At 49.0% G+C, this 25526-nt stretch carries 29 protein-coding genes and 1 tRNA gene; 15 read left to right on the top strand and 15 right to left on the bottom strand.

Translation table 11 applies throughout. From position 1 onward, the window contains the following. Positions 1-207 precede the first annotated feature (207 nt). Complete coding sequence (locus tag KB557_RS02165; RefSeq protein WP_255131157.1) at positions 208-1401, bottom strand: PDC sensor domain-containing protein; 1194 nt, start codon at positions 1399-1401, stop codon at positions 208-210. Between the two features lie 188 nt (positions 1402-1589). Further along, positions 1590-2798 carry a histidine decarboxylase gene (locus tag KB557_RS02160; protein WP_255131156.1) on the bottom strand — a complete coding sequence of 403 codons (1209 nt, stop codon included), beginning with the start codon at positions 2796-2798 and terminating at the stop codon, positions 1590-1592. A 368-nt stretch (positions 2799-3166) separates the two neighbouring features. Between KB557_RS02160 and KB557_RS02155 the strand changes: the two genes are divergently transcribed. Further along, a complete protein-coding gene (locus tag KB557_RS02155; RefSeq protein WP_255131155.1) occupies positions 3167-3370 on the top strand; it encodes a hypothetical protein in 204 nt (67 codons plus the stop codon). 79 nt (positions 3371-3449) lie between these two features. Here the strand turns inward: KB557_RS02155 and KB557_RS02150 are convergent. Further along, positions 3450-3523, bottom strand: a tRNA-Arg gene (locus KB557_RS02150). A 94-nt stretch (positions 3524-3617) separates the two neighbouring features. Here KB557_RS02150 and KB557_RS02145 point away from each other — a divergent pair. After that, positions 3618-4298: a helix-turn-helix domain-containing protein gene (locus KB557_RS02145; RefSeq protein ID WP_255131154.1), complete on the top strand. Its 681-nt coding sequence runs from the start codon at positions 3618-3620 to the stop codon at positions 4296-4298. Here the strand turns inward: KB557_RS02145 and KB557_RS02140 are convergent. Together KB557_RS02140 and rsmI are read right to left on the bottom strand one after the other, a co-directional pair. Next, the gene (locus tag KB557_RS02140) at positions 4295-4546 is read right to left on the bottom strand and encodes a hypothetical protein (protein ID WP_255131153.1); all 252 of its coding nucleotides are present in this window, start codon (positions 4544-4546) and stop codon (positions 4295-4297) included. The two genes, KB557_RS02145 and KB557_RS02140, sit on opposite strands and share 4 nt — an antisense overlap. Then, positions 4543-5421, bottom strand: a complete 879-nt coding sequence (gene rsmI / locus KB557_RS02135; protein ID WP_255131152.1) for a 16S rRNA (cytidine(1402)-2'-O)-methyltransferase — start codon at positions 5419-5421, stop codon at positions 4543-4545. Before rsmI ends, KB557_RS02140 begins: the two co-directional genes overlap by 4 nt. On the opposite strand from rsmI, the gene KB557_RS02130 reads away from it, so the two are divergent. Next, positions 5420-6325: a 3'(2'),5'-bisphosphate nucleotidase CysQ gene (locus KB557_RS02130; protein ID WP_255131151.1), complete on the top strand. Its 906-nt coding sequence runs from the start codon at positions 5420-5422 to the stop codon at positions 6323-6325. The genes rsmI and KB557_RS02130 overlap by 2 nt on opposite strands. 18 nt (positions 6326-6343) lie before the next feature. Here the strand turns inward: KB557_RS02130 and KB557_RS02125 are convergent, their stop codons facing one another. The 5 genes from KB557_RS02125 to KB557_RS02105 all read right to left on the bottom strand — a co-directional run bounded on the left by KB557_RS02125 (position 6344) and on the right by KB557_RS02105 (position 11703). Continuing rightward, on the bottom strand, positions 6344-8503 hold the full coding sequence (locus KB557_RS02125; RefSeq protein WP_255131150.1) for a polyribonucleotide nucleotidyltransferase: 2160 nt from the start codon (positions 8501-8503) through the stop codon (positions 6344-6346). 135 nt (positions 8504-8638) lie between these two features. After that, the gene (gene rpsN, locus KB557_RS02120) at positions 8639-8941 is read right to left on the bottom strand and encodes a 30S ribosomal protein S14 (protein ID WP_255131149.1); all 303 of its coding nucleotides are present in this window, start codon (positions 8939-8941) and stop codon (positions 8639-8641) included. 69 nt (positions 8942-9010) lie between these two features. After that, positions 9011-10099 (bottom strand): RIP metalloprotease RseP, encoded by a 1089-nt coding sequence (rseP, locus tag KB557_RS02115; RefSeq protein WP_255131148.1) that lies wholly within the window; start codon positions 10097-10099, stop codon positions 9011-9013. Next, the gene (serS, locus tag KB557_RS02110; protein WP_255131147.1) at positions 10100-11407 is read right to left on the bottom strand and encodes a serine--tRNA ligase; all 1308 of its coding nucleotides are present in this window, start codon (positions 11405-11407) and stop codon (positions 10100-10102) included. It abuts the gene before it with no gap. A 50-nt stretch (positions 11408-11457) separates the two neighbouring features. Next, the gene (locus KB557_RS02105) at positions 11458-11703 is read right to left on the bottom strand and encodes a NifU family protein (RefSeq protein ID WP_106500552.1); all 246 of its coding nucleotides are present in this window, start codon (positions 11701-11703) and stop codon (positions 11458-11460) included. Between the two features lie 107 nt (positions 11704-11810). Here KB557_RS02105 and lepA point away from each other — a divergent pair, with 107 nt between their 5' ends. From lepA to KB557_RS02080, 5 genes are all read left to right on the top strand, one after another. Beyond that, positions 11811-13619, top strand: a complete 1809-nt coding sequence (lepA, locus tag KB557_RS02100; protein WP_255131146.1) for a translation elongation factor 4 — start codon at positions 11811-11813, stop codon at positions 13617-13619. 67 nt (positions 13620-13686) lie between these two features. Continuing rightward, entirely contained in the window at positions 13687-14076 is a 390-nt protein-coding gene (locus tag KB557_RS02095) for a hypothetical protein (RefSeq protein WP_255131145.1), read from the top strand. A gap of 8 nt (positions 14077-14084) precedes the next feature. Next, positions 14085-14489: a hypothetical protein gene (locus tag KB557_RS02090; RefSeq protein ID WP_255131144.1), complete on the top strand. Its 405-nt coding sequence runs from the start codon at positions 14085-14087 to the stop codon at positions 14487-14489. Positions 14490-14527: 38 nt separating this feature from the next. Further along, on the top strand, positions 14528-14950 hold the full coding sequence (locus KB557_RS02085) for a GspH/FimT family protein (RefSeq protein ID WP_255131143.1): 423 nt from the start codon (positions 14528-14530) through the stop codon (positions 14948-14950). Continuing rightward, positions 14943-15557 carry a type II secretion system protein J gene (locus KB557_RS02080; protein ID WP_255131142.1) on the top strand — a complete coding sequence of 205 codons (615 nt, stop codon included), beginning with the start codon at positions 14943-14945 and terminating at the stop codon, positions 15555-15557. Before KB557_RS02085 ends, KB557_RS02080 begins: the two co-directional genes overlap by 8 nt. A 68-nt stretch (positions 15558-15625) precedes the next feature. On the opposite strand, the gene KB557_RS02075 is transcribed toward KB557_RS02080, so the two are convergent. Further along, the gene (locus KB557_RS02075; protein ID WP_255131141.1) at positions 15626-16099 is read right to left on the bottom strand and encodes a type IV pilin protein; all 474 of its coding nucleotides are present in this window, start codon (positions 16097-16099) and stop codon (positions 15626-15628) included. A gap of 90 nt (positions 16100-16189) precedes the next feature. On the opposite strand from KB557_RS02075, the gene KB557_RS02070 reads away from it, so the two are divergent. Further along, a complete protein-coding gene (locus KB557_RS02070) occupies positions 16190-17062 on the top strand; it encodes an ABC transporter permease (RefSeq protein ID WP_255131140.1) in 873 nt (290 codons plus the stop codon). Positions 17063-17116: 54 nt separating this feature from the next. Next, complete coding sequence (locus KB557_RS02065; protein WP_255131139.1) at positions 17117-17350, top strand: hypothetical protein; 234 nt, start codon at positions 17117-17119, stop codon at positions 17348-17350. Between the two features lie 36 nt (positions 17351-17386). Here KB557_RS02065 and trmH read toward each other — a convergent pair whose 3' ends face one another. Further along, entirely contained in the window at positions 17387-18076 is a 690-nt protein-coding gene (gene trmH, locus KB557_RS02060; protein WP_255131138.1) for a tRNA (guanosine(18)-2'-O)-methyltransferase TrmH, read from the bottom strand. 72 nt (positions 18077-18148) lie between these two features. Here trmH and KB557_RS02055 point away from each other — a divergent pair, with 72 nt between their 5' ends. After that, positions 18149-19549 carry a 16S rRNA (cytosine(967)-C(5))-methyltransferase gene (locus tag KB557_RS02055; protein WP_255131137.1) on the top strand — a complete coding sequence of 467 codons (1401 nt, stop codon included), beginning with the start codon at positions 18149-18151 and terminating at the stop codon, positions 19547-19549. Here KB557_RS02055 and KB557_RS02050 read toward each other — a convergent pair. The 3 genes from KB557_RS02050 to KB557_RS02040 are packed head-to-tail and all read right to left on the bottom strand — an operon-like array spanning position 19450 to position 22777. After that, on the bottom strand, positions 19450-21519 hold the full coding sequence (locus tag KB557_RS02050) for a transglycosylase domain-containing protein (protein ID WP_255131136.1): 2070 nt from the start codon (positions 21517-21519) through the stop codon (positions 19450-19452). The genes KB557_RS02055 and KB557_RS02050 overlap by 100 nt on opposite strands. Before the next feature lie 2 nt (positions 21520-21521). Continuing rightward, positions 21522-22508: a chlorophyll synthase ChlG gene (gene chlG, locus KB557_RS02045; protein WP_255131135.1), complete on the bottom strand. Its 987-nt coding sequence runs from the start codon at positions 22506-22508 to the stop codon at positions 21522-21524. A 44-nt stretch (positions 22509-22552) separates the two neighbouring features. Next, positions 22553-22777 carry a DUF2862 domain-containing protein gene (locus KB557_RS02040; RefSeq protein ID WP_255131134.1) on the bottom strand — a complete coding sequence of 75 codons (225 nt, stop codon included), beginning with the start codon at positions 22775-22777 and terminating at the stop codon, positions 22553-22555. 73 nt (positions 22778-22850) lie between these two features. Between KB557_RS02040 and hisF the strand changes: the two genes are divergently transcribed. The 4 genes from hisF to KB557_RS02020 form a co-directional block, all read left to right on the top strand. Beyond that, positions 22851-23627, top strand: coding sequence for an imidazole glycerol phosphate synthase subunit HisF (gene hisF / locus KB557_RS02035; protein WP_255131133.1), 777 nt, complete (start codon positions 22851-22853; stop codon positions 23625-23627). A gap of 12 nt (positions 23628-23639) precedes the next feature. Beyond that, a complete protein-coding gene (locus KB557_RS02030) occupies positions 23640-23897 on the top strand; it encodes a hypothetical protein (protein WP_255131132.1) in 258 nt (85 codons plus the stop codon). Continuing rightward, positions 23894-24583: a ubiquinone/menaquinone biosynthesis methyltransferase gene (locus KB557_RS02025; protein WP_315856181.1), complete on the top strand. Its 690-nt coding sequence runs from the start codon at positions 23894-23896 to the stop codon at positions 24581-24583. The genes KB557_RS02030 and KB557_RS02025 overlap by 4 nt, the downstream gene beginning before the upstream one ends. A gap of 80 nt (positions 24584-24663) precedes the next feature. Beyond that, positions 24664-25526 (top strand): iron uptake porin (locus KB557_RS02020; RefSeq protein ID WP_255131131.1); only part of this gene is annotated, 863 nt, incomplete at its 3' end.

The raw sequence follows: 25526 nt of genomic DNA, 5'->3' as shown, positions 1-25526 counted from the left end.
ATTTATGATGGTAATAACTGCCCCCATCTCAAAGGCCAAGCAGAGACCAATCAAGAATTTGCTATATCCATAAGCCTCTAAGCTCACCGGAAATAGTACGTTGTTATATCCCACAGCAGCCTGCACAACTGCAGTTGCTAGAATAATAATAAAAGCGGCGTTTAATGATCGCCGATCAATCGGTAGCTGTTCAGAATAATTGATGGGTCAGATCTCCTTAAATTTTTCAAAAGGGAGAATGAGTGAAACAACCTCTACATTTTCATTGATCTGTTCGTGGGTCAAATTGCCACCCAGGGCACGAACTTGTTCAACACAAGTGGCAAATTGTAACGAATTCTCATCAAAAACATGTTCAGGATGATCTCTATCAGTAATCAAAACAGCCCTAGATCCTTGAGATATCATCGAATCACAATAACGAATGCTTACTGCCAAGTCAATATTATTTAATTTTTCATTGATTAAAGTTAGAGTAACTCCTTCTAATGAGGCCAATATTGTTGAAGTTGAGTTGCTGTAGCACAACGACTTAATGATCAGATCTAACTCATTGGAATCACCCCAAATTAGTTGGGGCAGATCGGAAGATACTTTTATGGAAATATGTGGAGGTAGTGCTGATTTAATCAACATGGCTGGATCAAAATTCTCACAACTGGATGAGCTAATTCCCTGCCGAGCACGGGCATAGCGAATGAGTGCTGAGGCATAGTTTTTAGTTTTATTCTCTATAGTTTGCAATTGCAGAGATGAAGCCTGGTGCTCGATCTCGATTGCTATCGCCTCAAGTTGGATAGCTGAGGAGCACCTTTCTTGCGTACGCTCCAACTCCACTTTGTTAGTTTGATCAACAGCCAAACCGCGTTGTTCTTCCAGGATGCGGTTGCGGCTGCGGAAAAACCAAACTGCAGCTCCAAATAGTATTGCTAAAATGTCTGAAGTAAGTGCTGCACGTTGCGCAGCTACACCAATTGGAACTAATCTCTCCTTGAGGGTTACCAACTCAAGGTCCATCCCAAGGGTTCCAACAAATTTTCCGCTTGAATCTTTGAACGGTGCATAGGCACTGTAGAAAGTTCCCCAAGCATCTGTATAAGGTTCTTTATCAACTGTTGGTTTTTGAAGTCGTAGAGCATCCCTAAGTGCCAGGCCTGCGTCTGGATAGGGATCCATCAACTGTGGCGCTTCATCCGGACGACCATCTTTGTCGTTATCACCTTGGGGGCTACCGTTAGCAATAAAATATACTTTACCATTTTTAGTTATATTCGTGTATGCGTATTTTACATTGCTAGAGGCCTTGCGTATTCGCTCTAGCCGTTTAATTAAGCTCAGATATTCCTGATCATTTTTAAATGCTTTTGAGGTGAATAATTGATGTTGGTCGCCATCGATCATTGTGGCTGCTGCGCTTACATTGCGTAAGAGCCCTTCACGAATCTGTTCCTTTACGGCCTCCACTGCCCGAACATAAATAAAGTAAATAGTTATATTGGTTAGGGTGAGCCAAACGAGTGTAAATAGAATTCCTTCTATCGCTGGCTTCCAGTTTCTACTAGGTTTTGAAGAGGGAGTTCGCATATGAATTAAAGCAATGTGGCTTTAGATAGTTCTGTAGGTGAAGGCTCTACTTGAGATTCTTGGGGGACAGATCGACTTTCAAGAAATTCCTCTATGAATTGTTCTGTCATTTCTGTGGTTACACCAGGTACAGTTACAATATGTGCAAAATCTCCCAAGGTGGCAAGGTGCCAGCGCTTTTGAAGGTATTTGTTGGGCTTGGGGAGTACCACAATGCAACTGTGTTCATGGCAAAAAGCTGATATCCCAAGTTCTTCTAGGCGTAATGCAAGTAGGAAGGCTGCATCCAATGATTCGTTGGCAAGCGCAGTAAGACCCTTAGCTCCAATTTGTTGAATCACTAACCATAATAGGATAGAACTTAATCCATCTCTAGAGCTGGACAATGTTGTATCCATACTGTTTACGTATTCTGCACTTCCTCCGAATGGGACTACCCGGTTCCTGAATCCCAGAACAATTCCACAAGGAATTGGTGCTCCTAGGAATTTATGGCCAGAAAATGAAAGTGTATGAATAGGAAGCCGAAAATCAAATAGGGGCGCCTCGGGTATCCAGCAGTGCATCGGACCATATAGGGCAGCATCCACATGGATATGAAACTCATTGAGGTGGAGTTTCTCTAGGAGCTCAAGAACCAATTGTGGATATTCGATCGCGCCATGAAAGGTTGTCCCAACGGTTAAGTTTATGATAAAAGGTCGACCATTAAGTTCAATAATTATGCTTTCAAGCGCCTCAAGATTTAGGGTTCCGTCAGACCTGCTGGGTACTAATCTATATGGAAGCCTTAGTAGTTTAGCGATCTTAAGAAGACAATAATGAGATTGTGCCGTAAAGATTATGACAGCATCTTCATAGCGGTTGCGCCCCTGAGAGATTCCATACATTATCCCTTCGGTGCTGCCATTGGTTATGTAACCCCAAGCATTTGCAGGATCCAAATGAAGGGCAGAGGACCAAAAAGATATTACCTCCTGCTCGAAATCACAAGTATTGATGCCAGAATTTGGATAAAAGGGATCACCGATATTATTGATATTATATTTTAAGAATTCCCCCAAAGCAAGATTCGATAATATGCGGCTATTAGGGAAACCAATGTAATGCGCAGAACTATTTAGAATGCCATTGCTTAACGAGTTAAGGCGTGAAGAAGCGTAATCACTTAAAGGAAAGCGTTGTTGATACTTTTCCCAGGGGTTGTATGTCATTCAATTGCAATCCATGTGTCAGTCAGGAGATAAAAATTACAGATTAGAATATAATGAGTTAGCATTATCGTATGAAAAAGTATATTTTTTCATCAAATTTACGGCGATGTTTGGTGAATTGGGATTTATCATCTCTCTTATAGCACATGTGGCCATCATTGTGTAATCGCTGATGAGCTAAAATATTTTCATACCTGAGCAGAGCAGATCCATACTTAGGAGGAGTTTGTAGTTTGTATCTCCAGATACCGTTTTGCACAAAAAACCATTTTTTGTAGACAATGGTCTATGGGAAAATGGTTTAAACACAAATGAATCTTGAACTCCAGCGCCGCTACCGCCGCCTGTTTCGCTTTTACGACTGAGTAGTGAATGAACAGGCGTTTGTCGACTCCCATGAGGAGGTGGTGTCAGCTTTTGCTCGCCTGCCAGTGCAGGCCCGAATCTTTATCGCCAAGGCTGCCGTTGGCTTCTTGGATTGCCTCAACCTCAATTGGGATGGTGTGCTGGAGCTAGCTATGGCGAGGGAGAGGGCTCTGTCGCCTCAGCGATCCAGTGCGCCGCAAGGATGAACGTGGCGGGGCTTGACGATTTATACGAGCCCCCTGTATCAGCAAGCTTTTTAGCTTAAAAAATCAGTCTCTGATTGAACGCCCCCTGAGTGATTCGAACACTCGACCGGCTGCTTAGAAGGCAGCTGCTCTATCCAGCTGAGCTAAGGGAGCATGTGCAAATCAAATCAAATTAAGCCGTATTGAAACGCAATCTCCCATATTGCCAGATACAAGCTTAGATTTTATAACTGCGGCAGATTTGGTAATGGCGGCCTCACGGCTGAATGACAGCCAAAAGCAGGAGGTAGTGCTGCGTTACCAAGCGGGTGAAACCGCTGCGGCCCTTGCCGAAGCTTTTAGTTGCAGCGCAAATACTGTGAGCCGCACCATAAAAGCTGCGATCGGTTTAGAAGCCTATGGGGCAATAAAAAATCTGCGGATTGCTGGTTCTGCTGTAAGAGCAATAGTAAAGCCAGAAATAGCGCAAGATCAGGTGGAGCTGGAGTTAATCCCCCCTGCAGAGGAACTTGAAATTAATGATCTCGAAATCGAATCAAAAAATGATTTCATTGCCTTTGCACCCCTTGCGGTAGCTGCAAATCTCAGTGATAGCAGCCCTTGCGTTAGTAAACCTTTAGTTGCAAGTGAATTGCCTGCAAGTCTTTATTTATTGGTAGATCGTGAAGTGGAACTAAAAGGTACCCCGGTAAAAGATTTCACAGAATTAGGTCTTATTGCTTCTGAGGAAGAAGAATTACAAGCGATTGCTTTATTCATTAATCCACGCCAGGCAAAAAGGCAATGCGGCCGCAGCCAAAGGGTTATTAAGGTGCCTGATTCCAGCCTGCTTGAGCTCACAGCCCCATATATTTTGGCCCAAGGCATTAGCCGTATTGTGCTGGAAGGCGCTCTTTATGCCGTACCTGGCAGCCCAGTAAAGCCTTAATCATCGCCGTTTGGGCCTAGTAGTGCCGCACTAGCCCCGCCGCTGAATACTCCGCATAAAATTGCCATACCCACCACAAAACCCTGCGGTAACGGCACCGTACGGCCCACGCCGAGATTCACGACACTGCGTTCGCTAATGTTTTGGCTGCCAAGGCACAACATCAACAACAAAACAAATGTGCCGATCACACTGCCCATAAATAACCGCAATCGCAACAACATCAATTCAGCCTCCTTCCCATTCATTCTGCCCGGTGCAGCAACCCATATAGGGCGCGGCGTTGTTGGCCACTGCTTTGCGCTAATTGCTTAGCTGCTTCCGATGCGGTTAGCCCCTTGGCGATCAATGCATCTAGTTCCTGCCGTAATTGCACTTCATCCCAGGGGGCAAGTGCTGCTGCTGCTGCACCACCGAGCACCACCGTGCATTCTCCCTGGGGTGCAAAGTTATTAAAATGAGCTAGGGCACTGGCAAGATCAGGCCCCACTTGCTGTTCATGGCGTTTTGTAAGTTCACGCGCCACTTGCACTGGCCGCGTGGAATCGCAATATTCGATAAGTTCCTCAAGCAGACGCACCAATCGATGCGGTGCTTCGTAAATAACACTGGTGCGGCTTTCCGCTGCAATTGCGGTTAGCCGGCTTTTGCGTTCTTTCCCTTTTAGGGGCAAAAAACCTTCAAAACAAAATCGACCACTTGGTAAACCACTACTCACTAAAGCTGTGGTAGCCGCGCAGGGGCCGGGGATACAAATAACCTGGTGGCCAGCATTTCGAGCTGCAGCAACCAAATCTTCGCCTGGATCGCTAATACCTGGCAAGCCAGCATCGCTAATAAGGGCCAGTGATTCCCCTGCTGCCAGCATTATTAGTAATTCAGGAATGCGTTGTTTTTGGTTGTGTTCATGAAAACTAATTAGGGGCTTACGAATGCCAAAACCATGCAGCAGCAAGCCGCTATGCCGCGTATCTTCACAGGCGATGCGATCTACCCCAGCCAGCACCAACTGTGCTCTGGGCGATAGGTCGCCGCGATGGCCAATAGGTGTGCCCACTAAATAGAGCACTCCCCCTTTGGGTTCTGAGCTCTCGGTCACAATGGCTTTCTGTTGTACCTCCATGATGCCCTTACCAACGGGTGTAGAACTGGATCCACTGCTAACGGTTCTAAGAACCTTGAGTTGGCAATCGGCAGATATTTTGCTGGCTTATGCCCGGAGCGAACAGCCCCCCTATGGCCATTGCCGCGCCTTAACGGTTGCCGATGGTGGAGAAGGCCCAGTTACGGCAGCTGATTTAGCAGTAAATAAACAACTGCTTGAAGGCCTTGCCAATGCCTTTCCAGCTGCTCCTTGGAACTTAATAAGTGAGGAAACAGCAAAAGATCAAGCGCTGGATCCGCAATATCAATGGCGTTGGATCCTTGATCCCCTTGATGGCACAAAGGATTTTTTGCAGGGAACTGGTGAATACGCCGTTCATCTAGCCCTTGTGCAGCAGCAACGGCCAGTGCTCGGTGTGGTGTTAATCCCAGAACGGCAAGAACTTTGGCTTGGCCTATTGCTCGATGGAATTGGCTCGGCCTGGTGCGAAAACCGCGCCGGAGTAAAAAAACCTGTGGAATTCAGTAATCGCCAAGAATTAGCCGAACTGGTATTGGTGGCAAGCCGCAATCACCGTGATCAGCGCTTAGAGCAGCTATTGCAGCAATTAGAAATTGGCAGTTGCCTCACGGTGGGCAGTGTGGGCTGCAAAGTGGCGGCAATTCTGCGTGGTGATGCAGATGTTTATGTGTCGCTGTCTGGTGAAACTGCACCCAAGGATTGGGATATGGCAGCCCCGGAAGCGGTATTAAGGGCTGCTGGTGGAGGCTTTAGCCACGCCGATGGCAAAGCCCTTGCCTATAACAGCAGCAGTTTTCTTCAGGCTGGATGTTTAATTGCTAGCCATGGCCATAGCCACCAGCTCCTATGTGAGCGGGCAGCAAAGGCAATGGCAAGCATCGATCCCGGCTTTCAAATTTAGGCAGCTAAGCGCTTAAACCTAAACCTCTCCAATCGGCAGGATCACCGTTGGTTCGGGATCTGAACCATCCTGGGGTACACCGCGCAAGCTCAAGTTAATGCGGCCGCGGTTATCGATTTCCCGAACCCGCACTGTTACCTGATCACCCACATTCACCACATCTTCCACTCTCTCTACCCGTGATTCAGATAGTTGAGAGATATGAATCATGCCTTCTTTACCGGGAAGGATTTCAACAAAAGCGCCGATTGGTATTACCCGGGTTATGTGACCCTGGAATACTTCTCCTTCACTAATGCGGCGTGTAAGCCCTTCGATAATTTTTTGAGCTTCTTCCGCTGCTGCACCGTCGTGGCTTGCAACAGTAACGATGCCGGTATCTTCGATATCGATCTTGGTGTTTGTGCGCTCTGTGATGCCCTTGATGGTGCGACCACCAGGACCAATAACAGTGCCAATCAATTCAGGATCAATGCGGAAACTAAGCAATCTTGGCGCGTGGGGCGACATTACATCGCGTGGTTTATCAATTGCTTCAAGCATTTTCGCAAGGATATGAAGCCTTGCTGGACGCGCTTGATTTATCGCTTTTGCGATTGTTGGCACATCAAGACCGGTCATCTTCATGTCCATCTGTAGAGCTGTGATGCCCTTTTCTGTGCCAGCAACTTTGAAATCCATATCGCCAAGGAAATCTTCAATTCCTTGAATATCGGTAAGGATCCTCACTTCTTCTCCCTCCTTAATTAGCCCCATGGCAGCTCCACTAACAGGGGCTAGGAGTGGCACACCTGCATCCATCAAGGCAAGGGTGCTTCCACACACTGAACCCATTGAAGTGGAACCGTTAGAGCTAAGGCATTCGGAAACCACCCGCAGCACATAAGGGAAGGATTCTTTGCTTGGAAGCACAGGGATTAAGGCCCGTTCAGCTAGAGCACCATGACCAATCTCCCTGCGACCTGGTGATCGCATCGGTTTTGTTTCACCGGTGGAATAAGGCGGGAAGTTGTAGTGATGTAAGTAGTGCTTCTCATTGATGGGATTTAGATCATCCATCTCTTGAGCATCAGAAGGGGTGCCCAAGGTGGCGGTGGAAAGCACCTGGGTGAGCCCACGTTGGAATAAGCCTGAACCATGCACTCTTTTTGGTAACACGCTCACAGCTGCGCTGATTTCACGCACCTGGTCGAGCTCGCGGCCATCTACCCGTTTGCCCTGCTCCAAGATTTGAGCCCGCATCATTGTTTTGGTGAGGGCCTTAAAGCTGTTGCCAAGCAGCTTGCTGCTGCTGGAAATCGCAGTTTTTACTGGATCGCTATCACCAAGGGCTGCGATTGTTTCGGTTGCTTTTAACTTGATTGCGTCTAATTGGGTATCCCGCTCACCTTTGCTAAGGCTGAACTGGGCTAGCACTTTGCCGATTTCCTTAGAGCACTGCTTGCTCAGGTAATCAGGCACTTTTTTATCTTCTTTTGGTGCTTCTGGCATTACCTGCTCAATCCCCATTGCAGCGAGGATGTCGCGTTGATGGCGGATTAATTCCCCAACAGCTTCGTAGCCGAAGTCGATGGCTTCAATCATGTCTTGCTCGGGCAGCTGCCTGGCGCCCGCTTCCACCATCACCACCCCATCAGGGGTTCCAGCTACCACGAGATCAAGTTCTGATCTTTCGATTTCACGGAAACTTGGATTCAAAATGAAGTCGTCGCCAAGTAAGCCAACTCGCACCGCAGCCATTGGGCCATGGAAGGGGATCTTGGCAATCAAGGTGGCAAGTGATGCGCCGGTTACAGCGAGCACATCAGGGGGAACCCTCTCATCTAGGGAAAGGCAAGTTGCAACGATTTGAAGATCGTCGCGCAACCAATTTGGGAAAAGGGGGCGAATCGGGCGATCAATCAACCTGCAAGTGAGGATTGCACGCTCAGGGGGGCGCGCCTCACGGCGAAAGAAACTGCCAGGTATGCGACCCGCGGCATAGAGCCGCTCTTCGTAGTCGCAGGTGAGAGGAAGGAAATCAATGCCATCGCGGGCGTTCGCTCGGGTGGCAGTTACGAGCACCGAGGTGTCTCCGCATTCAATGAGCACGCTGCCGCCGGCTTGAGGGGCATAACGGCCCGTGGTCAGCCTGATCTCCCGACCATCGAAGGAGATCGACCGAATTTCACCTTGCACTTGTTCTTATGTCCTGCTTGTTCGTTCTTATCTTTACATCCAGCCGGCAGGAATGCGGCAAAAAAAACCGAGGCATCCACTGGATACCTCGGTGAAACGATGATTTGTTATGGCTTGAATCGTTAAAAAACCAAGTTACCAGCTGGATTTCACAACACCAGGCAGCAAACCTTTGTGAGCTCTCTCCCTTAGTTGGTTACGGCAAAGCCCAAAGTCGCGGTAGTAGCCACGAGGCTTACCTGTGGCCCAACAGCGATTGCGAACCCGATTGGGTGCGCTGTTGCGGGGCAACTGTTGGATTTTACGGTGGATATCAAGGCGCTCCATAGGGCCTGCAGCAGCTTGGAAGGCCTCCATTAGTGCTGCGCGCTTTGTGGCGAAGCGCTCAACAATTTTTTTGCGCTTCACATCCCGCGCAATCATCGACTTTTTCGCCATATGGCTGCCTGAAAAGGATTTATTTGTTCAATAAACTTAGCCGATCAAAGGCTCGTAGCAATTTCTGGCTTAACGCCCCAGCAATTGCTGCACAAAAGCTAGTTGGCTGGTGTCTTTAACAATTAAAACAACACTGAGCCCTAGCAGTAAGAGCAAACCTGACTGGGTAAAAGCTAGTTGCAGGCGTTCCGGTAGTGGCTTACCCCGCAAACCTTCGAGCAGCAAAAACAAAAATTGACCCCCATCAAGCATCGGTAGAGGCAATGAATTAAGTACGGCCAAATTCACTGAGATCAGTGCCGTAAACAAAAACAAACTGCTGCCGCCTTGCTGAGCCAGTTTTGCCCCCATTTCCACAATTTTTACCGGCCCAGATATCTGGGGTGCGGTTTCACCAAAGTTTGTTGCTAAGGCCACAAAACCAGAAATTGTGCGGCGCAGTATTTGGCTGAATTCCCTTTGCGCCTGCTGCCATATCTCAAGGGGGTTATGGGCCCTTCGATAAATTTCATCGCCATCGGGCTGTAATTGAGCCCCAATACGGCCGCTGCCACTTTGGCTGGCTGGGATGAGTTTAAAGCTGGTGGAAACGCCATTGCGATTCACCTCCAGCGCTAAGGGTTGATTTGGTGAATTCTTTACTGCTTCCACCAATTGCTGCACCGCGTTGGTGCCGGCACCCAATGATTTACCGCCCAAGCCCACCACCAAATCGCCAGCTTCAAGGCCCGCTAGCGCAGCGGCCCCTTCGGGTTGCAATGCAACCACCAGCACGCCACTGCCGGCATTAAAACCAGCTGGAATCCCTACCAATATTCCTTGGGCGCACAGCACTGCTAGGGCAAGCAAAAGATTCGCTACTACTCCGGCTGAAATAACTAAAGCTCTTTGAACTACAGAACGATTTTTTAATAAATCGGGGTCTTTGGGATCAAAACCGCTTTCGGGATCGTCGTCTGGAAAAGCTACATAGCCACCAAAAGGAATTGCCCTTAAAGCAAATTGCACGCCGCGGCTGCGGCGCTCAAGCACCACTGGGCCAAAGCCAACATTGAAACTGGTAACTCGGATCCCTTGCCAAACCGCGGCAAAGAAATGCCCTGCTTCATGAACAACGATTAATAAAGCGAGGATTGCCAGCGCTGAAAGAACACCCACCTATTTCTTGCCAAGGTCCGATGTTTCATTGTGACCGCTCAGGATCAGATCTGTGCCCATGTAAGGAGCGAGCGCTACCGGCAACTTGATACTGCCATCACTTTGCTGCCCATTTTCGAGCAATGCAGCCATGGTTCTACCCACCGCTAAGCCACTGCCATTCAAAGTGTGTAATAAAGCTGTTGTTTTGGCTTCTTTAAAACGAATCGCAGATCTACGGGCTTGAAAATCTCCGCAACTACTACAGCTTGAAATTTCTCTATAGGCGCCGGCCCCAGGTAGCCACACTTCTAGGTCGTAGGTGCGAGCAGCTGAAAAGCCAATATCTGCGCTGCAAAGTTCAAGCACTCGATAGGGAAGTTCAAGCGCTTGCAGCACAGCTTCTGCATCAGCAGTGAGTTGCCCATGGGCTTCGCTTGATTTGTCTGGATGACAAAACCAATACAACTCAACTTTGTTGAATTGATGCAAGCGGATCAAGCCACGGGTATCCCTGCCGTAGCTGCCGGCCTCTCGGCGGAAACAAGGGGTGTAAGCCACGTATTTCAAGGGAAGCTGTTCCGCTGGGATCACCTCATCACGATGAAGGGAGGTGATGGGCACTTCCGCTGTTGGGGTTAGCCACAGATCGTCGTCTGCGCAGCGGAAACTTTCGTCGGCAAATTTGGGTAGCTGGCCTGAGCCGGTGAGGCTGGCGCTATTAACCAAAATTGGAGGCAAAACCTCTCGATAACCCTTGCGGCCATGGAGATCAAGCATGAAATTTATCAATGCCCGCTCTAGCCGTGCGCCCATTCCCAGCAGGGTTACAAATCGGCTTTGAGCGATACGTACAGACCTTTCAGTTTCAAATAAACCAAGCCGCTCACCTATTTGCCAATGCTCTTCAAGGCCTTTTTCTTGCCTGGGTGAACCCCAGCGTTTGATTTCAACATTATCGGCTTCGCTTTTGCCATCAGGGGTTTGCGCCGATGGCAAATTGGGCAAAGTTAATAGTTGTTCTCGCAGCTCAACTTCCAGGGATTTTCCTTCTTCCTCTAAAAGCGCTACTTGATGCTTAACATTATTTCCCTGATCCCGCAGGTTTTGTAGCTCAGGGCTATTTGGGGATACACCAGCTTTAATTTGCTGCCCCATTTCTCGGCCGATGCGGTTGCCTTCGGCTTGCAGATTGCTGCGCTTTTCCTCTACGTCTCTCAACTGCTTGGCACTTTGCTGCAGCGATGAAATATCTAGGCTTTTACCCCTGCGTTGAAGCTGATTAGCAATCAGCTCGGGGTTATCACGCAGCAGGCGCTGATCCAGCACGGGCCAAGGGCATTTGCATCGAGCCTAGGGGCTGGTGTTAGAGCCAATCTCTAGAGCACTTGCACCACTTCACTAACTTCGGGGATTGCTTCGCGCAACTTGCGCTCGATGCCCATTTTTAGGGTCATGGTGCTACTTGGGCAGGAACCACAAGCCCCCTGCAAACGCACCTTCACGATTGGTCCGTCGATTTCCACCACCTCCACATTGCCGCCGTCGGCCATTAGATAAGGACGCAGCTCATCGAGGGTGCGCTCCACGTTTTCAAGGGTGAGGGCTTGAAGATCACTACTCATGGCTACAGGTGCAGATATAAGTAAATCTTAGGTTCCTAAGGCAATCGGCGGCCCAATTGGAATGGGCCATCGAAAAATAGAAGCGGTTTGCTTACTAGGATCTTGGTATGACAGACGCTCCTGTTTCACGGATTCGCAATTTCTGCATAATTGCCCATATCGACCATGGCAAATCAACCCTGGCCGATCGCTTGTTGCAAGACACCGGCACGGTGGCAGCCCGCGATATGCAAGCTCAGTTCCTCGACAACATGGAACTGGAGCGAGAGCGGGGCATAACAATCAAGCTTCAGGCCGCTCGCATGGAATACAAAGCAGCTGATGGTGAAAATTACATTCTTAATTTGATAGATACTCCGGGTCATGTGGATTTTGCTTATGAGGTGAGCCGCAGCCTTCAAGCCTGTGAAGGAGCACTGCTGGTGGTGGATGCCAGCCAGGGGGTTGAAGCGCAAACCTTGGCGAATGTTTATTTGGCTTTAGAAAATGATTTAGAAATAATTCCAGTGTTAAATAAAATCGATTTACCCGGTGCTGATCCCGAACGAATTGGTAGGGAAATTGAAGAGATTATTGGCCTAGATATATCAAAAGCAGTTCATTGTTCTGCAAAGACTGGTATTGGCGTATCGGAAATATTGCAAACAATTGTTGATCGCGTGCCGGCGCCAGCAGATCGTGTGGAAGAGCCTTTAAAAGCATTGATATTCGACTCTTACTATGATCCTTATAGAGGAGTTATTGTTTACTTCCGTGTTATCAGTGGGCGGCTAGCAAAGAAAGATAAAGTTTTACTTATGGCAAGTAAGAAAACCTATGAATTAGATGAAGTAGGGATAATGGCTCCCGATCAACGGCAGGTTCAAGAACTACATGCCGGGGAAGTGGGTTATTTTTCTGCCTCAATTAAAGCTGTTGCTGATGCCCGCGTTGGCGATACCATCACCCTTGCTTCAAACCCAGCGGCCGAAGCACTTCCGGGTTACACAGAAGCGAAACCGATGGTTTTTTGCGGATTGTTTCCAACAGACGCCGACCAATATCCTGATTTAAGAGAAGCGCTGGATAAGTTAAAACTTTCAGATGCGGCTCTGAAATATGAGCCGGAAACCAGCAGTGCAATGGGATTTGGCTTCCGCTGCGGTTTCCTTGGTTTGTTACACATGGAAATTGTGCAGGAACGTCTTGAGCGCGAATATGATCTGGATTTAATTGTTACTGCTCCATCAGTTATTTATCAAGTAAATATGCTTGATGGCAGCATTCAGATGATTGATAACCCCGCAACTCTGCCGGAGCCGCAGGCGAGAGCATCGATAGCAGAGCCCTATGTAAAGCTTGAAATCTATGCGCCTAATAGTTACAACGGTGCATTGATGGAGTTGTGTCAGGAGCGTCGTGGTGCATTCATTGATATGAAATACATAACCACCGATCGAGTTGCATTGCACTATGAGATGCCTTTGGCTGAAGTTGTTACAGATTTCTTTGATCAAATGAAAAGCCGAACTAAAGGATATGCATCTATGGAATACAGCTTAATTGGCTATCGAGAGAATTTCCTGGTGCGGCTTGATGTGTTGATTAATGGTGAAAAAGCAGATCCTCTAACTACTATTATCCATCGAGATAAGGCCTATAATGTTGGCAAGGCACTTGTTGAAAAGCTTAAAGAACTAATACCACGGCAACAATTTAAAATTCCGTTACAAGCATCAATTGGAAGCCGTATTGTTGCAAGCGAAAGTATAAGTGCAATTCGTAAAGATGTACTTGCTAAATGCTACGGCGGTGATATTTCAAGAAAGAAGAAGCTTTTACAGAAGCAGGCAAAAGGTAAGAAACGTATGAAAGCTATGGGCAAAGTTGATGTTCCGCAAGAAGCGTTTATGGCTGTGCTCAAACTGAATCAGTAGAAGCGCAACAGCCGCCCCTATTTGGGGAATCATGGTTGTATTCGCTTGATTTGGCAGGTGGTTTGCAATGGTAAAAATCAAGCAGCTCAATCGCTCCACCACTGGTTTTGCCTTGCCGCTTGTTTTGATCTTGGGATCTTTATTGATTTGCAGCTCACTTTCTCTGCAATCGATGGCGATGCAATCAAGGGCCAAAGGAATTCAGCTCTGGCAAGAGGGGCAGTTAAACGATGGCTTCTTAACTGCTGCAATGGCTTTCGTTGCTGCTGCGCGCCACGGCGAATCCAGCCCCAATCAATCCCTTGCTGCCGGAATATTTCAACTGGAAAGCTGGCAAGGTTCGGCCTACGGCCCAGCGCAATTAAAAGTGCAACGCTTGAGCTCAGCTGGCAAGCCAATGCGAAGCCGTTCATTTCAGCTAAGCAGCGAAGCCAAACTCAAGCCGGTTTCGCCTTAACGGAGCTATTGATAAGCAGCATTTTATTAGCAATGTTTTGCACTACTGGCCTCCAGCTATTAAATATCACCAATGATATGGCCCTGCAAGGGAGAAAACAATTAGCGATTTTAATCTGGATGGATCGACAATTGCAGCGAGATGAAGGGGTGTTGCGTCGTTTGGTGCCCGCCCACAGTATTGATTGTGGTGATATCAATTTGATTTCGCAGCAAAGAAGTAGCCTGCTGCCACAATTAGAGGCAGCAGGCCTTCTGCCAAGTAGCGATATTTTGCTGCAGAATGTCTTATTGGAAAGGCGTGTGCAGGTAAAAGATGATCAATTGCTGGTTGCCCTAAGTAGTGCTACACCTATGCCGCAACGGCGTGAGCGGCGCTACAACCTTGAAGCTTTAGGAGTATGTAAAATTTGAACCTAAGTGAAATTTTGGTAACTGTAATAATCACTGCCGTGCTCAGCAGTGTTTGCTTGGTAAGCGCCCAGGAACCGTTGGCGCGTCAAGAACTTGAAAACGCCAGTAGGGAGCTATGGCTAGGTCTTGAGCGCGCCCGCAAGCAGGCGGAACAGCAAGGTGCCCCCTGCGCTTTAGAGCTTGGGCCAACGGGATGGCAGGCTCCTGGGCTTGGGAATTTCGCTAGCTGTAATGATGCAGAAGTTAAAATAATGGAGGCTGGTGTGAATTCAAAGCTACAGCTGAGTAATAATTTTGCTGCCCCACTAATTTTCACCCCTAACGGCCTTGTTCTTGGCGGGGGTACGATTTTGCTTGCTCATTCAGGTATTAATTTACGGCGGTGTATGGTGATTAGTTTGCCTTTAGGTATTACTCGAATTGGTAAGTATAGCAAGGCTGCTTGTCTGCCAGATGGCTAAGTCTTCAGGATTTTCTTTGCTGGAGTTGTTGATCGCCAGCAGCCTTGGCTTAGTGGTTGTTGTGATAGTAATGAACTCTCTTTTTGGTGAAGGAGCGCTGGGGTTGCGCCTAAGCCGAGCCCTGCGGGAACGTGAAGCTTTAGGCCGCGCAAATGCTTTGATTAAAGGCGATTTAGAACGAGGCAAGGCAGTTGTTGTAGATCCCAGAATTAATACTTTGCCTATATCTTGTGGATTATCAGGCCGTGTAGCAGTGCTGCATATAGTTGATCAAGATGGAAAACTCACCACCTACAGCGTTGGCAAGCCAAGCGAAGCGATTTGGCGTGGCTGGGTGTTGATGCGATGTGGCAGGGCTTTTCGCAGTGATGGCTCACTAAATAACGTGGCTGCCTTCCAAAATCGCGTGGTAATTGATGGCCTCGATCCATCCCCTGAAGTTTGGAGTGGCTGCGCGCTTCCTCAAGGTGTAGTTATAGGAGCTAGTGCCGCTTTGCCCCTAGCCGCATGCGTGGAAAGCTTGAGTGGCACAGTGCAATGGCAATTAAGGCAACGTTTCCAAAGCCAAAAAATTAAAGCTGATTCCAGCGCTGTGCTTTCGGAGTAATAAAAAACATCAGTGGGTTTTTAGCCCACTGATGAAAAGGTGATTTAAATAAAAAGATTGATTCTTATTTAGATTTCAGAATAAGAAATCAAGCCGTCGCTTGATTTTACAGTGGCCACGCATTTTTTCCCTGAACTGATTGATATTGAGCCACATTTTGCGCCACTGCTTTTGGCGATTGCAGTGGTGTAGTTGATATTAGCTTCAGGGGCTGTTGAAATATCGCCACCGTTGCAATCGCCGGAAATTGCTAAACCTGTATTTGTATTTTCAGCAGTGCCGCTTGCATAGGCGGATGGATATGGACCTTCTGCAATGATTGCGGAAGAGCACTCCCGCGCAAGGCCGGCGAGTTCAGCTATTTGTGTATTTAATTTTGCCTTATCTTTTACCCCCATAAATTGAGGTAAAGCCACGGAACTAAGTACCCCAACAATTACAATTACCACCATTAATTCCACCAAGGTAAAACCCTTTTCCAGCCTTTTCAAGGCTTTTTTATTACCTGTAACCTGCATCAACTTGTTGATTGCAATAGACATTTTAGTCGCCCGGTTTATGCCGGAAGAAACAGCATTTTTAATGTGCCCCGATCGAATGCTCTGTTGCAGTTCTTGAGTTAGCCTTTAGCAATGCTTTTCCAGCGTTTGCAACTGGCGTGGTCTTGGAGGCCCCGCAGTCTTTCTGCCCGGCTTGCCAGGGTGGGGGTGTGGCTTGTGATCATCTACTGCCTGGTTGCTTTATTAACCGGTCCCTTGATTCACTTTGGCTTCCTAAGTAATCCAAATGTTGGTTTGGATAATCCTATTTATGCCCAGCCAAGTTGGAGCCATCTTTGTGGTACAGATCGTTTGGGCCGCGATGTTTGCAGCCGCACTCTTGCTGGGGCTGGAGTAGCTCTTCAGGTGGTGCTGAGCGCTCTTTTAGTGGCCTTGATTATTGGGGTGCCATTGGGAATGTTAAGCGGCTACCTCGGCGGCTATGTGGATCGCTTGCTGGTTTTATTGATGGACACGCTCTACACCTTGCCGGTGTTGCTATTGAGTGTTGTGCTCGCTTTTTTACTGGGGAAAGGGCTTCCAAATGCAGCAGCTGCTCTTTGTGTTGTGTATGTGCCCCAGTATTTCCGGGTTGTGCGTAATCAAACGGCTTCCGTAAAAGCAGAACTTTTTGTGGATGCAGCTAAAAGCCTTGGGGCAGGGCCTCTCTGGATCATGCGCCACTATTTACTGCGCAACGTGATCACTTCTGTGCCTGTTGTACTCACCTTGAATGCCGCTGATGCTGTTTTGGTGCTGGGGGGGCTCGGATTCCTTGGCCTCGGGCTACCCGACAACATCCCCGAATGGGGAGCTGATTTGCAGCAGGCCCTTACCGCTTTACCCACCGGCATTTGGTGGACAGCTCTCTACCCCGGCTTAGCGATGTTTGTGCTTGTGTTGGGTTTGTCTTTTCTTGGTGAGGGCATAGACGCCTGGGTGAGCGGCTCAGAAACTAAAATCTGATTAGATTGGTGTTACCCATTGGTTGATATGGCAATTTTCGTATCGATGCTGCTTGTGGCCATAGCCGCGCTGCTTTGGAACCTAGGTAGGCGTAATGCCGATGACGCGATGGGGGTGCTTGAAAAAATCATTGCTGTTGTATTCCTCGTAATTAGCTTGTTTGTTGGAGGCCTACATCAACTTTTGGGCTTTGGTTTATTAATGTTTGCCCTTAAGTTGCCGAGGGCTCGAATAAATCAAGCGCCGTTTCCCGCTGCTAACAATAACGAAATTTTCTTGCCTTTTTAGAGAATTTATTAGTATTAATTCATTATTTGATTTAGTTCAGCAGCGCAACTTTAATGTTCTTGGTAGTTGTTCAATAATTTCTCCCACCTTGTTTAAAATTGGATAGGGCCTTTGGATATCGTTGCACCAACTAGCTACTTGCGGATATGACCATTCAAATAAAATCTTTTCGTATTGATCAGGGGTTAAACCCTCCCCATTGCAAGGCACGAGTTCTGCTTGTTGTCTTTGCCGCAGGGCCTCAAATAGCAATATCGCCGCTGCAACACTCACATTTAAAGATTGCACCATGCCCCCCATTGGGATGAATATGGATTGATCCACTACGGCACTGGCGGTGTCAGTTAATCCCCATTTTTCTGCTCCCAACACAAAAGCGGTGGGTCCTGTGAAATCACACTGGCGATAATCGATGGCGTTTACGCCCAATTGGGTGCCAAATAAGCGAAACCCCTGTTGCCGTAAATGTTGGCAGGCATTTTCTATTGAGCTGTGATCTCGCAATGGCACCCATTTTTGGCTCCCCTGGGCGGTGCTGTTGAAGGTGCGCACCCTGCCTTTGAGGCTCACAACATGGGCTTCCAACGCTCCCACTGCATCGCAACTGCGCAGGATGGCAGAAAGGTTGTGGGGTTTCTCTACCCCTTCCAACAGCACAGTGAGATTTGCCATGCGGCCATTGAGCACTGCCTGCAATCGCTCAAAGCGTTTAGGCAAAAGGGGCATCGACCAACTGCTATTTGATGCTGCAGCGTATTCACCAGCGTCTTTAATGCAGATCCCACCTGTTCAACAACCTTGACTGCTGATCCTGCCCCCATTGGTGTGTTGCCCAGATTGGTGGCATGGCGTGTTTTGGAGGCAGTGGGTGATGGTGCCTATGCCGATTTGGCGTTGGAGCGAGAATTCAAACGGCAGCCACTGCCAGCTTTAGACCGTGCAATGGCAACGGAGATCAGCTATGGGGCCATCCGGATGCGCAGGCGGCTTGATTGCTGGATCGATCGTTTTGGCAAGGTGCCAGCTTTGCGCCAACCGCCAAGGTTGCGTTGGTTGCTGCATGTGGGCTTACAGCAACTTCTAGCGATGGATCGGGTTCCGGCTTCTGCAGCCGTAAGTACTGCTGTTGATCTAGCCAAACGCGAGCGTTTGGCTTCCCTTGCACCGGTGGTAAATGGAGTGTTGCGAAGTGCTGCTCGGGCGATTGCCGCAGGGGAACAACTGCCCCTACCGGAGAATCCCCAAGCCCGCTTAGCGCTTGAGCAATCCTGGCCCGATTGGTTGGTAAATGAACTTTGGAGCAGCATTGGAGCGGAACGCACCCAAAACCTTGCGGCAGCAAGCAACATCACCCCTGCTTTGGATTTAAGGGTTAATCCTCTACGCAGCACTGTGGAAGAGGTATTGGCGGCCTTTGCTCAGGTGGGAGTGCTGGCGACTGCATTGCCAAATCAAGCCTGCGGCTTAACTTTTTTGCAACGGCCCGGCCCCCTAACGCAACTGCCTGGCTACAAGGAGGGGCATTGGTGCGTTCAAGATCGCGCCGCCCAAACAATTGCACCGCTTTTGGATCCTCAGCCGGGCCAAAGGGTGTTGGATGCCTGCGCTGCCCCGGGCGGTAAAACAACCCACCTAGCAGAATTAATGGGGGATAAAGGCGAGCTAATTGCCCTAGATCGTTCAGCCTCGCGGCTTGAGCGCGTACGTGAAAATGCACTACGGCTGGGGCATACCTGCATCCGCACGGCAGTGGCTGATGCCGTTGCCCTTGATGAATTGGAAAAGCAAGGGCAACTATTTGATCGCGTGTTGCTGGATGTGCCTTGTTCTGGCTTGGGAACATTGGCTCGTCATGCTGATGCCCGTTGGGGCTTAAAAGCAGAAATGTTGCCTGAATTGGTTGAGCTGCAACGGCAGCTCTTAGAGCAGGGAGCGCGTTTGCTGGCCCCTGGCGGACGCCTCGTGTATGCCACTTGCACCCTTAATCCCTCTGAGAATCAACAACAAGTGCAGCGATTTCTGCAGGGTTATCCCAATTGGCATTTGCTGGAACCAGAAAACACTTTTTGGCCTAGTGCAGAGCTGGGTGGTGATGGTTTTTATGGGGCTTTACTCGGTAATTCGGGCGGGGGTGGATCAACAACTGGCGCAGGTGGTGGTGGTACTGGAGGGGCTGTTGTTGGCGCTGGAGCAACTTGATCTATGGGTCCTGGGATCGGGGCCGCATTATTGGGATCGCTATAAGGGTTGTTGTTGGGCTCATCTTGGTTGTAAAAACGAGTTGCTGGATCTTGATAAACGGGTGCCTCAGCAGGTGTTCCAGGTGCTTTGAAGCTGCGATTTAGTAGCGGTTTTGGTGGAAATTGCTTAACCGGCATGTCTTTCACTATCGGCTGCATGAACTGATTCCAGGCCCAGGCAGCCTGGGCACTGCTACTGCCGGTTTCCCTGTTGTTGTCGTAGCCAAACCACACACCAGTGGTGAGTTGCGGAATTGAACCGATGAACCAAAGATCGCGGGCGCCTTCCGAGGTGCCTGTTTTACCCGCTACTGGCCGATCAGCTAGGGCTGCAGGTGCGCCGGTTCCACCACTCACCACCCTTTGCAACATCCACATCACAGTGTCTGCGGTGTCGCTATCAACCGCCCTGCGGCCGCGATCGCTATGGGTGTTGCGAGCCCAGATCGTGCGGCCATCAAGGCCGCTGATGCTTTCAAACGGAGTGGGGGGGATGTAGATCCCGCGATTATTGATGGCTGCGTAGGCGGCAGTCATATCGAGCACGGTTTGCTCGTAGGCGCCAATGGCTAATGGGTAGTAGCGCCCTAAAGGTCTTGTGATGCCAAGGGAGCGGGCGTTGTTAATAACAGCATCAAAACCAACCTTTTCTAGAAGCTGCACCGCAACGGTGTTTAGTGAATTTTGTAAGGCATCTGCCATAGAAACTGCACCGAAATAACGATCACCAAAATTCTTGGGGCAATAGCCGCTCCAGCAGCGAGGAGCATCAATAAAAATTTGTTCTGGTTTAATTCCAGCTGCCACTGCAGCTGTGTAGTCGAAAAGCTTGAAGGTGGAACCAGGGGAGCGCAGGGCTTGGGTGGCACGGTTGAACTGGCTCTTTTGAAAATCTCGGCCCCCCACCATCGCCCGCACTAAACCAGTGCCTGGCTCTAGCGAAACCAGGGCTCCCTGCAGGTCGCCGTAGGTGTTTTGATCAATTACTTTTTGAGCAATCTTTTGCCAGTTGGAATTTAAACTGGTGCGGATTGTGAGCCCGCCAAGTTCCAGCTGTTCTGGGGTGAGCACCTTTGGCAATTCTTGGGCTACCCAACTGGTGAAGTAAGGCGCAGCACTATTCCAATGCTTTGGAAGAGCTGGTTTCAACAACAAAGCTGTGGCATTTGCCCTTTCCAGCTGTGCTGTATCAATAAATCCAGCTTCTGCCATGCGCTTGAGCACGATTGAACGCCGCTCCAAAGCAAGCTGAGAATTCACAAGAGGTGAATAAACCGAAGGCGCAGGTGGCAAACCTGCGATCAGAGCCGCTTCCGGCAGGGTGAGCTGATTAGGTGATTTTGAAAAATAAACCCAAGCTGCATCTGAAACTCCGTAGGCACTGGAGCCTAAGTACACATTATTGAGGTATTGCTCTAGTATTTGTTGCTTGCTAAGTTGCCTTTCTAGCTTAAAAGCAAGCGCTGCTTCTTTTAATTTGCGAAGTAAGGTGCGATCTTGATTTAAAAATACAACTCTTGCTAATTGCTGGGTGATTGTGCTTGCCCCCTGCTCCACGGATCGATTTGAAATATTGGTCATTATTGCCCTACCAATACCAATAATATCAACGCCATTATGTTGATAAAAACGACGATCCTCTGCTGCAATAAATGCTCGCTGAATTAATAAAGGCATCTGCCCATTTGCTACTTTTTCTCGGGTGGCGGGCCCTAGCTTTTGCAGCACTTGGCCATCGGCGGATAGCACCGTTACGGTGCCAGGCCGGCTGAAACTGGCAATCCGGCTGGCATCTGGCAACAGGCCATCAAACCCTTGCATCACTGCAGAACTTGCAGCAGCAGTGGCAGCGCCAGCAGCTGCAGCAGCAAATGCTGCAAGCAGTAATTGCTTACGCCGCTTCTTTAGGGGCACGCTCTTGATCCCCATAGCTAGCCAGTGCTACCAAAGCCACTATGGCCAAGAGCTAAAGCGGTAACCAGCATTCCAATTACAAGAAAAGGCTGAGCACTTGCTTGATACTTAACATCAAACAGCACCGGATCCCGTAGTAACCAGATGTCTTGAAAGGTTATTTGGGGAATTATTAATAAGGTGAGCAGCACTGCAGCTAGGTGTTGGCCGAGTACAACTAAGGCCACCACCATTGCGATTTGAAATAAATCGATCATCGCAGCACTGATCCAACTCGCCTTCTTTACCCCAAACACCACGGGTAGGGATTGCAAACCGAGTGCTTTGTCGCCCGCCACACTTTTGAAATCGTTCACCACAGCAATCCCAAGCCCTGCAAGGGAATAGGCGAGGGTAAGGGCAGCGGTAGCCCAGCTGAGCTCACCAAAAAGAGCCTGCCCTGCCCACCAAGGTAAAGCGATATAGCTAGCTCCAAGGGCGTAATTACCAAGCCAGCCGTTTTGTTTCAGCTTTAAAGGAGGAGCTGAATAAATAAAACTCATAAAGGAGCCCCCCAGGGCCAGTAAAAGCAAGATGGGGCGATCATGTTGCGCCCAACGATCAAGGCCCCAGGCTGCAGCTAACCCAGCCAGGAGCAGCAGCCATATCTGCACTTTTACCTGCCATAGGGCAATTGCTCCGGATGGAATAGGTCGATAGGGCTCATTAATTGCATCAATATCGCGGTCGTAGTAGTCGTTAATAGTTTGGGTAAAGCCAGCCAAAAGCGGGCCACTCATCACCATGCAGGCAAGTGATGCGAGGTTGTCTTGAAGGGTCCATTGGAAGTGTCCGCTGGCAGCAGCACCGCAGATCACACCCCAGATAAGTGGTATCCAGGTAACCGGCTTCATCAGTTGCAAGCGCAACTTCCAGATGTTTTGGCTGCCGCTGGCACCCTTCATGCCAAGTAATTGCCTGGCGCCACCACCACTGGGGGCTTCTGGATTAGGGCTGTTGCTCACAGCAGCGGGCTCAAAAAAGGGTTGGGGCTTAGAGAAATTAAGGCTTAGAGAGCAGCGATTTCATCTTCAAAAAACCAGCTCTGTGCTCCCCCATCAAGCTTCACTTGAACGCCCACGCCACTGCCATCAGTCATTTTGAAACCGGTTACAGAACCTGTTGGATCTGTGAGTAGCAACTTCACCAGATCAGCAGAGATGCGATCTCGCACGCGAGTGATGGTTACCCGAGTGCCAAGGGTGATGGCAACTGAAGTGGCGGCCTGAGACACTATTTATGCTTACTGAATTCCCCGTAAACCTTACCAGTGCAATCTCCGTTTACCTCTTTCAAAGCGCAAACCCGTGGTTGCTAAACGGATCATTCCCTGCCTAGACATAGCCTCCGGCCGTGTGGTGAAGGGGGTTAATTTTGTTGGCTTAAGGGATGCTGGCGATCCGGTGGAACTGGCTTGTCGCTACGACGCAGCTGGCGCCGATGAGCTGGTTTTTCTTGATATTGCTGCCACATATCAAGGTCGCGACACTCTTATTGAGCTGGTGAAACGCACAGCAGAACAATTATTTATTCCTTTCACCGTTGGAGGTGGCATTAATTCTGTGGATGGAATCACAGAACTGCTGCGGGCCGGAGCAGACAAAGTGAGCTTGAATTCTGCTGCAGTAGCAAAGCCTGAATTGATCACAGCTGGGGCACGCCGTTTTGGCTCCCAGTGCATCGTTGTTGCCATTGATGGCCGCCGCCGCGATGGCGGAGGTTGGGACGTATATGTAAAAGGAGGCCGGCAAAACACCGGTTTAGATTTGCTTGCCTGGGCCCAAAAAGTAGTGGCCTTAGGTGCGGGTGAAATTTTGCTCACCTCCATGGATGGAGATGGCACTCAGCAGGGCTACGACTTGGAGCTCACCGCTGCAGTGGCAGCTGCGGTGCCGGTGCCTGTGATCGCATCAGGTGGGGCCGGTTGCTTGGCAGACATTGAAGCGGTGCTGATCAAAACCGGTGCTTCAGCCGCCTTGCTTGCTTCTTTATTGCATGATTCAATTTTAACGGTAGAGCAAATTAAGAATCATCTTCTCAGTTGTAATTTAGCGATAAGGCCAATAAATCAGCTTTTAGTTTAGTATTAATAAGCTATGAGCTTTTTGAAAGTTTTCGAAGTGGTATCTGCCGGCCATTCCAATTGGGCAACTGCTATCTGCATAGCCATGGTGCTAGCTGTGGTGGCGCTGGTGGCTTGGGCTTTAAGATTGATGCAAGCAGCTAATGAAAAGCAAGAATTTTCTTTAATGTTGGCAGGCTGCATGGTGTGTTCTGCTGCAGTTGGTTTGGCGTTGGTAATGGTGATTACTCTTGCCGGACCCCATGCACCATTAGTTCATGTATTTCAGTGAATGAAACCAAAGCGGTGCGCAGTTTATTTGAACAAGTGGCGCCGCATTACGACAGCTTCAATGATTTATTTAGTTTCGGCTTGCATAGAGTTTGGAAACGTCAAGCACTGGCGTTAGTTAAACCAAAGCCGGGGGAACGCTGGCTAGATCTTTGTTGTGGCACTGGTGATCTTGCTTTAGTGCTGGCTAATTACTTAAGGCCTGGCGGTGAGGTGCTGGCTGTCGATTCAGCGGCAGCGCCCCTTGCGATAGCGAGGCAGCGTTCTGCCCGCATGCCTTGGTTGCAGATCAATTGGTTGCAGGCTGATGTGTTGAATTTGCCAGCGATTAATACTGGTTTTGATGGAGCGGTAATCGCTTACGGATTGAGAAATCTTGCGGATCCAGGCAGGGGTTTGGAAGTATTAAAACGTTTATTGCATCCCAGTGGCCGTGGGGTTGTGCTGGATTTCAATCCCAGCGAAGGTTTTGCAGGGATTCTGCGGCAATGGGCCCTTGCTGGGGTGGTGGTGCCGGTTGCTCGCCAGGTGAGCCTAGGCGAACAATACTCTTACTTAGAAGAAAGCATTGCTCGATTTCCAGATGGTATTGAGCAAGAAAAATTGGCTATCAAAGCTGGCTTTAGTGCCGCTCAACACCGCAGCTTGGCGGGAGGGCTTATGGGTGCTTTGATGCTGCAGTGCTAGCCCAGAAGGGGTGCTAGAATGAGAATCATTCTCGCGAATGCGGCGCTTTGCGCTATCCGTCCTTTTTGTGTGTGAGAACCATGAATGCATTTCGAAAGCTATTGCTTGCTCCATTTGTAATGGGAGTGGTTGCGCCATTGGCGAGCCAGGCTCAAAGCTTAGATATGGGGTCTGTTAATCGCTATCAAGAACAACAATATATCGACAAGATGCTGGCGATAGAAGCCCAGATGGGCCAGGTAACAAGTGTTAGCCAATTTTCTGATGTGCAACCAACAGATTGGGCATATCAGGCATTGTCGAACTTGGTTACTAAATATGGCTGCGTAGCTGGCTATCCAAATGGCACGTTTAAAGGCAAACAAGCGATGACTCGCTACGAGGCAGCGGCATTGCTGAATGCTTGCTTGGATAGTGTTACGGAGATGACAGAACAGGTAAAACGCTTACTGAAGGAATTTGAAAAAGAGCTAGCTGTATTAAAAGCAAAAGTTGATGGCTTAGAAACAAAAGTTTCAGATCTTGCTGCAACCCAGTTTTCAACTACCACAAAGTTGAAAGGTCAAGCAGTGTTTTGGCTTGGCACAGCAAAGTTCGATGGCGCTAATAAGGGAACAAGCCCAGAAGCCCAAGTGGGCGCTGGGATATTTGAATCGGCAGTATTTAAAAACGCCGTTCAAACCAATGCCTATAGCGTTACCCCCGGTGGCGCCAGCTATTCAGCAACGGGCACACCAACTGGCAGCGTAGAAGCCTTTACCAAGGCAGCCACCTGGACCGGTGGCGCAGGCTCAGCTTCCATTGGAGTTGTGGGTCAACCAGGCACAACCTTGAGTAATTATGTTGGAGGCACTTTCTTTACTCCTAACCTCTCAGTTGCTGGTTTGCGTTCTAATGGTTTTTTAAATAACGCCTTGCCAAACGGCACGGTTGTTACTTCAGA

This window comes from Synechococcus sp. Cruz CV12-2-Slac-r (genome assembly GCF_024346075.1).
Lineage (GTDB): Bacteria > Cyanobacteriota > Cyanobacteriia > PCC-6307 > Cyanobiaceae > Synechococcus_D.
This window is presented reverse-complemented; position numbering and strand designations above follow the sequence as displayed.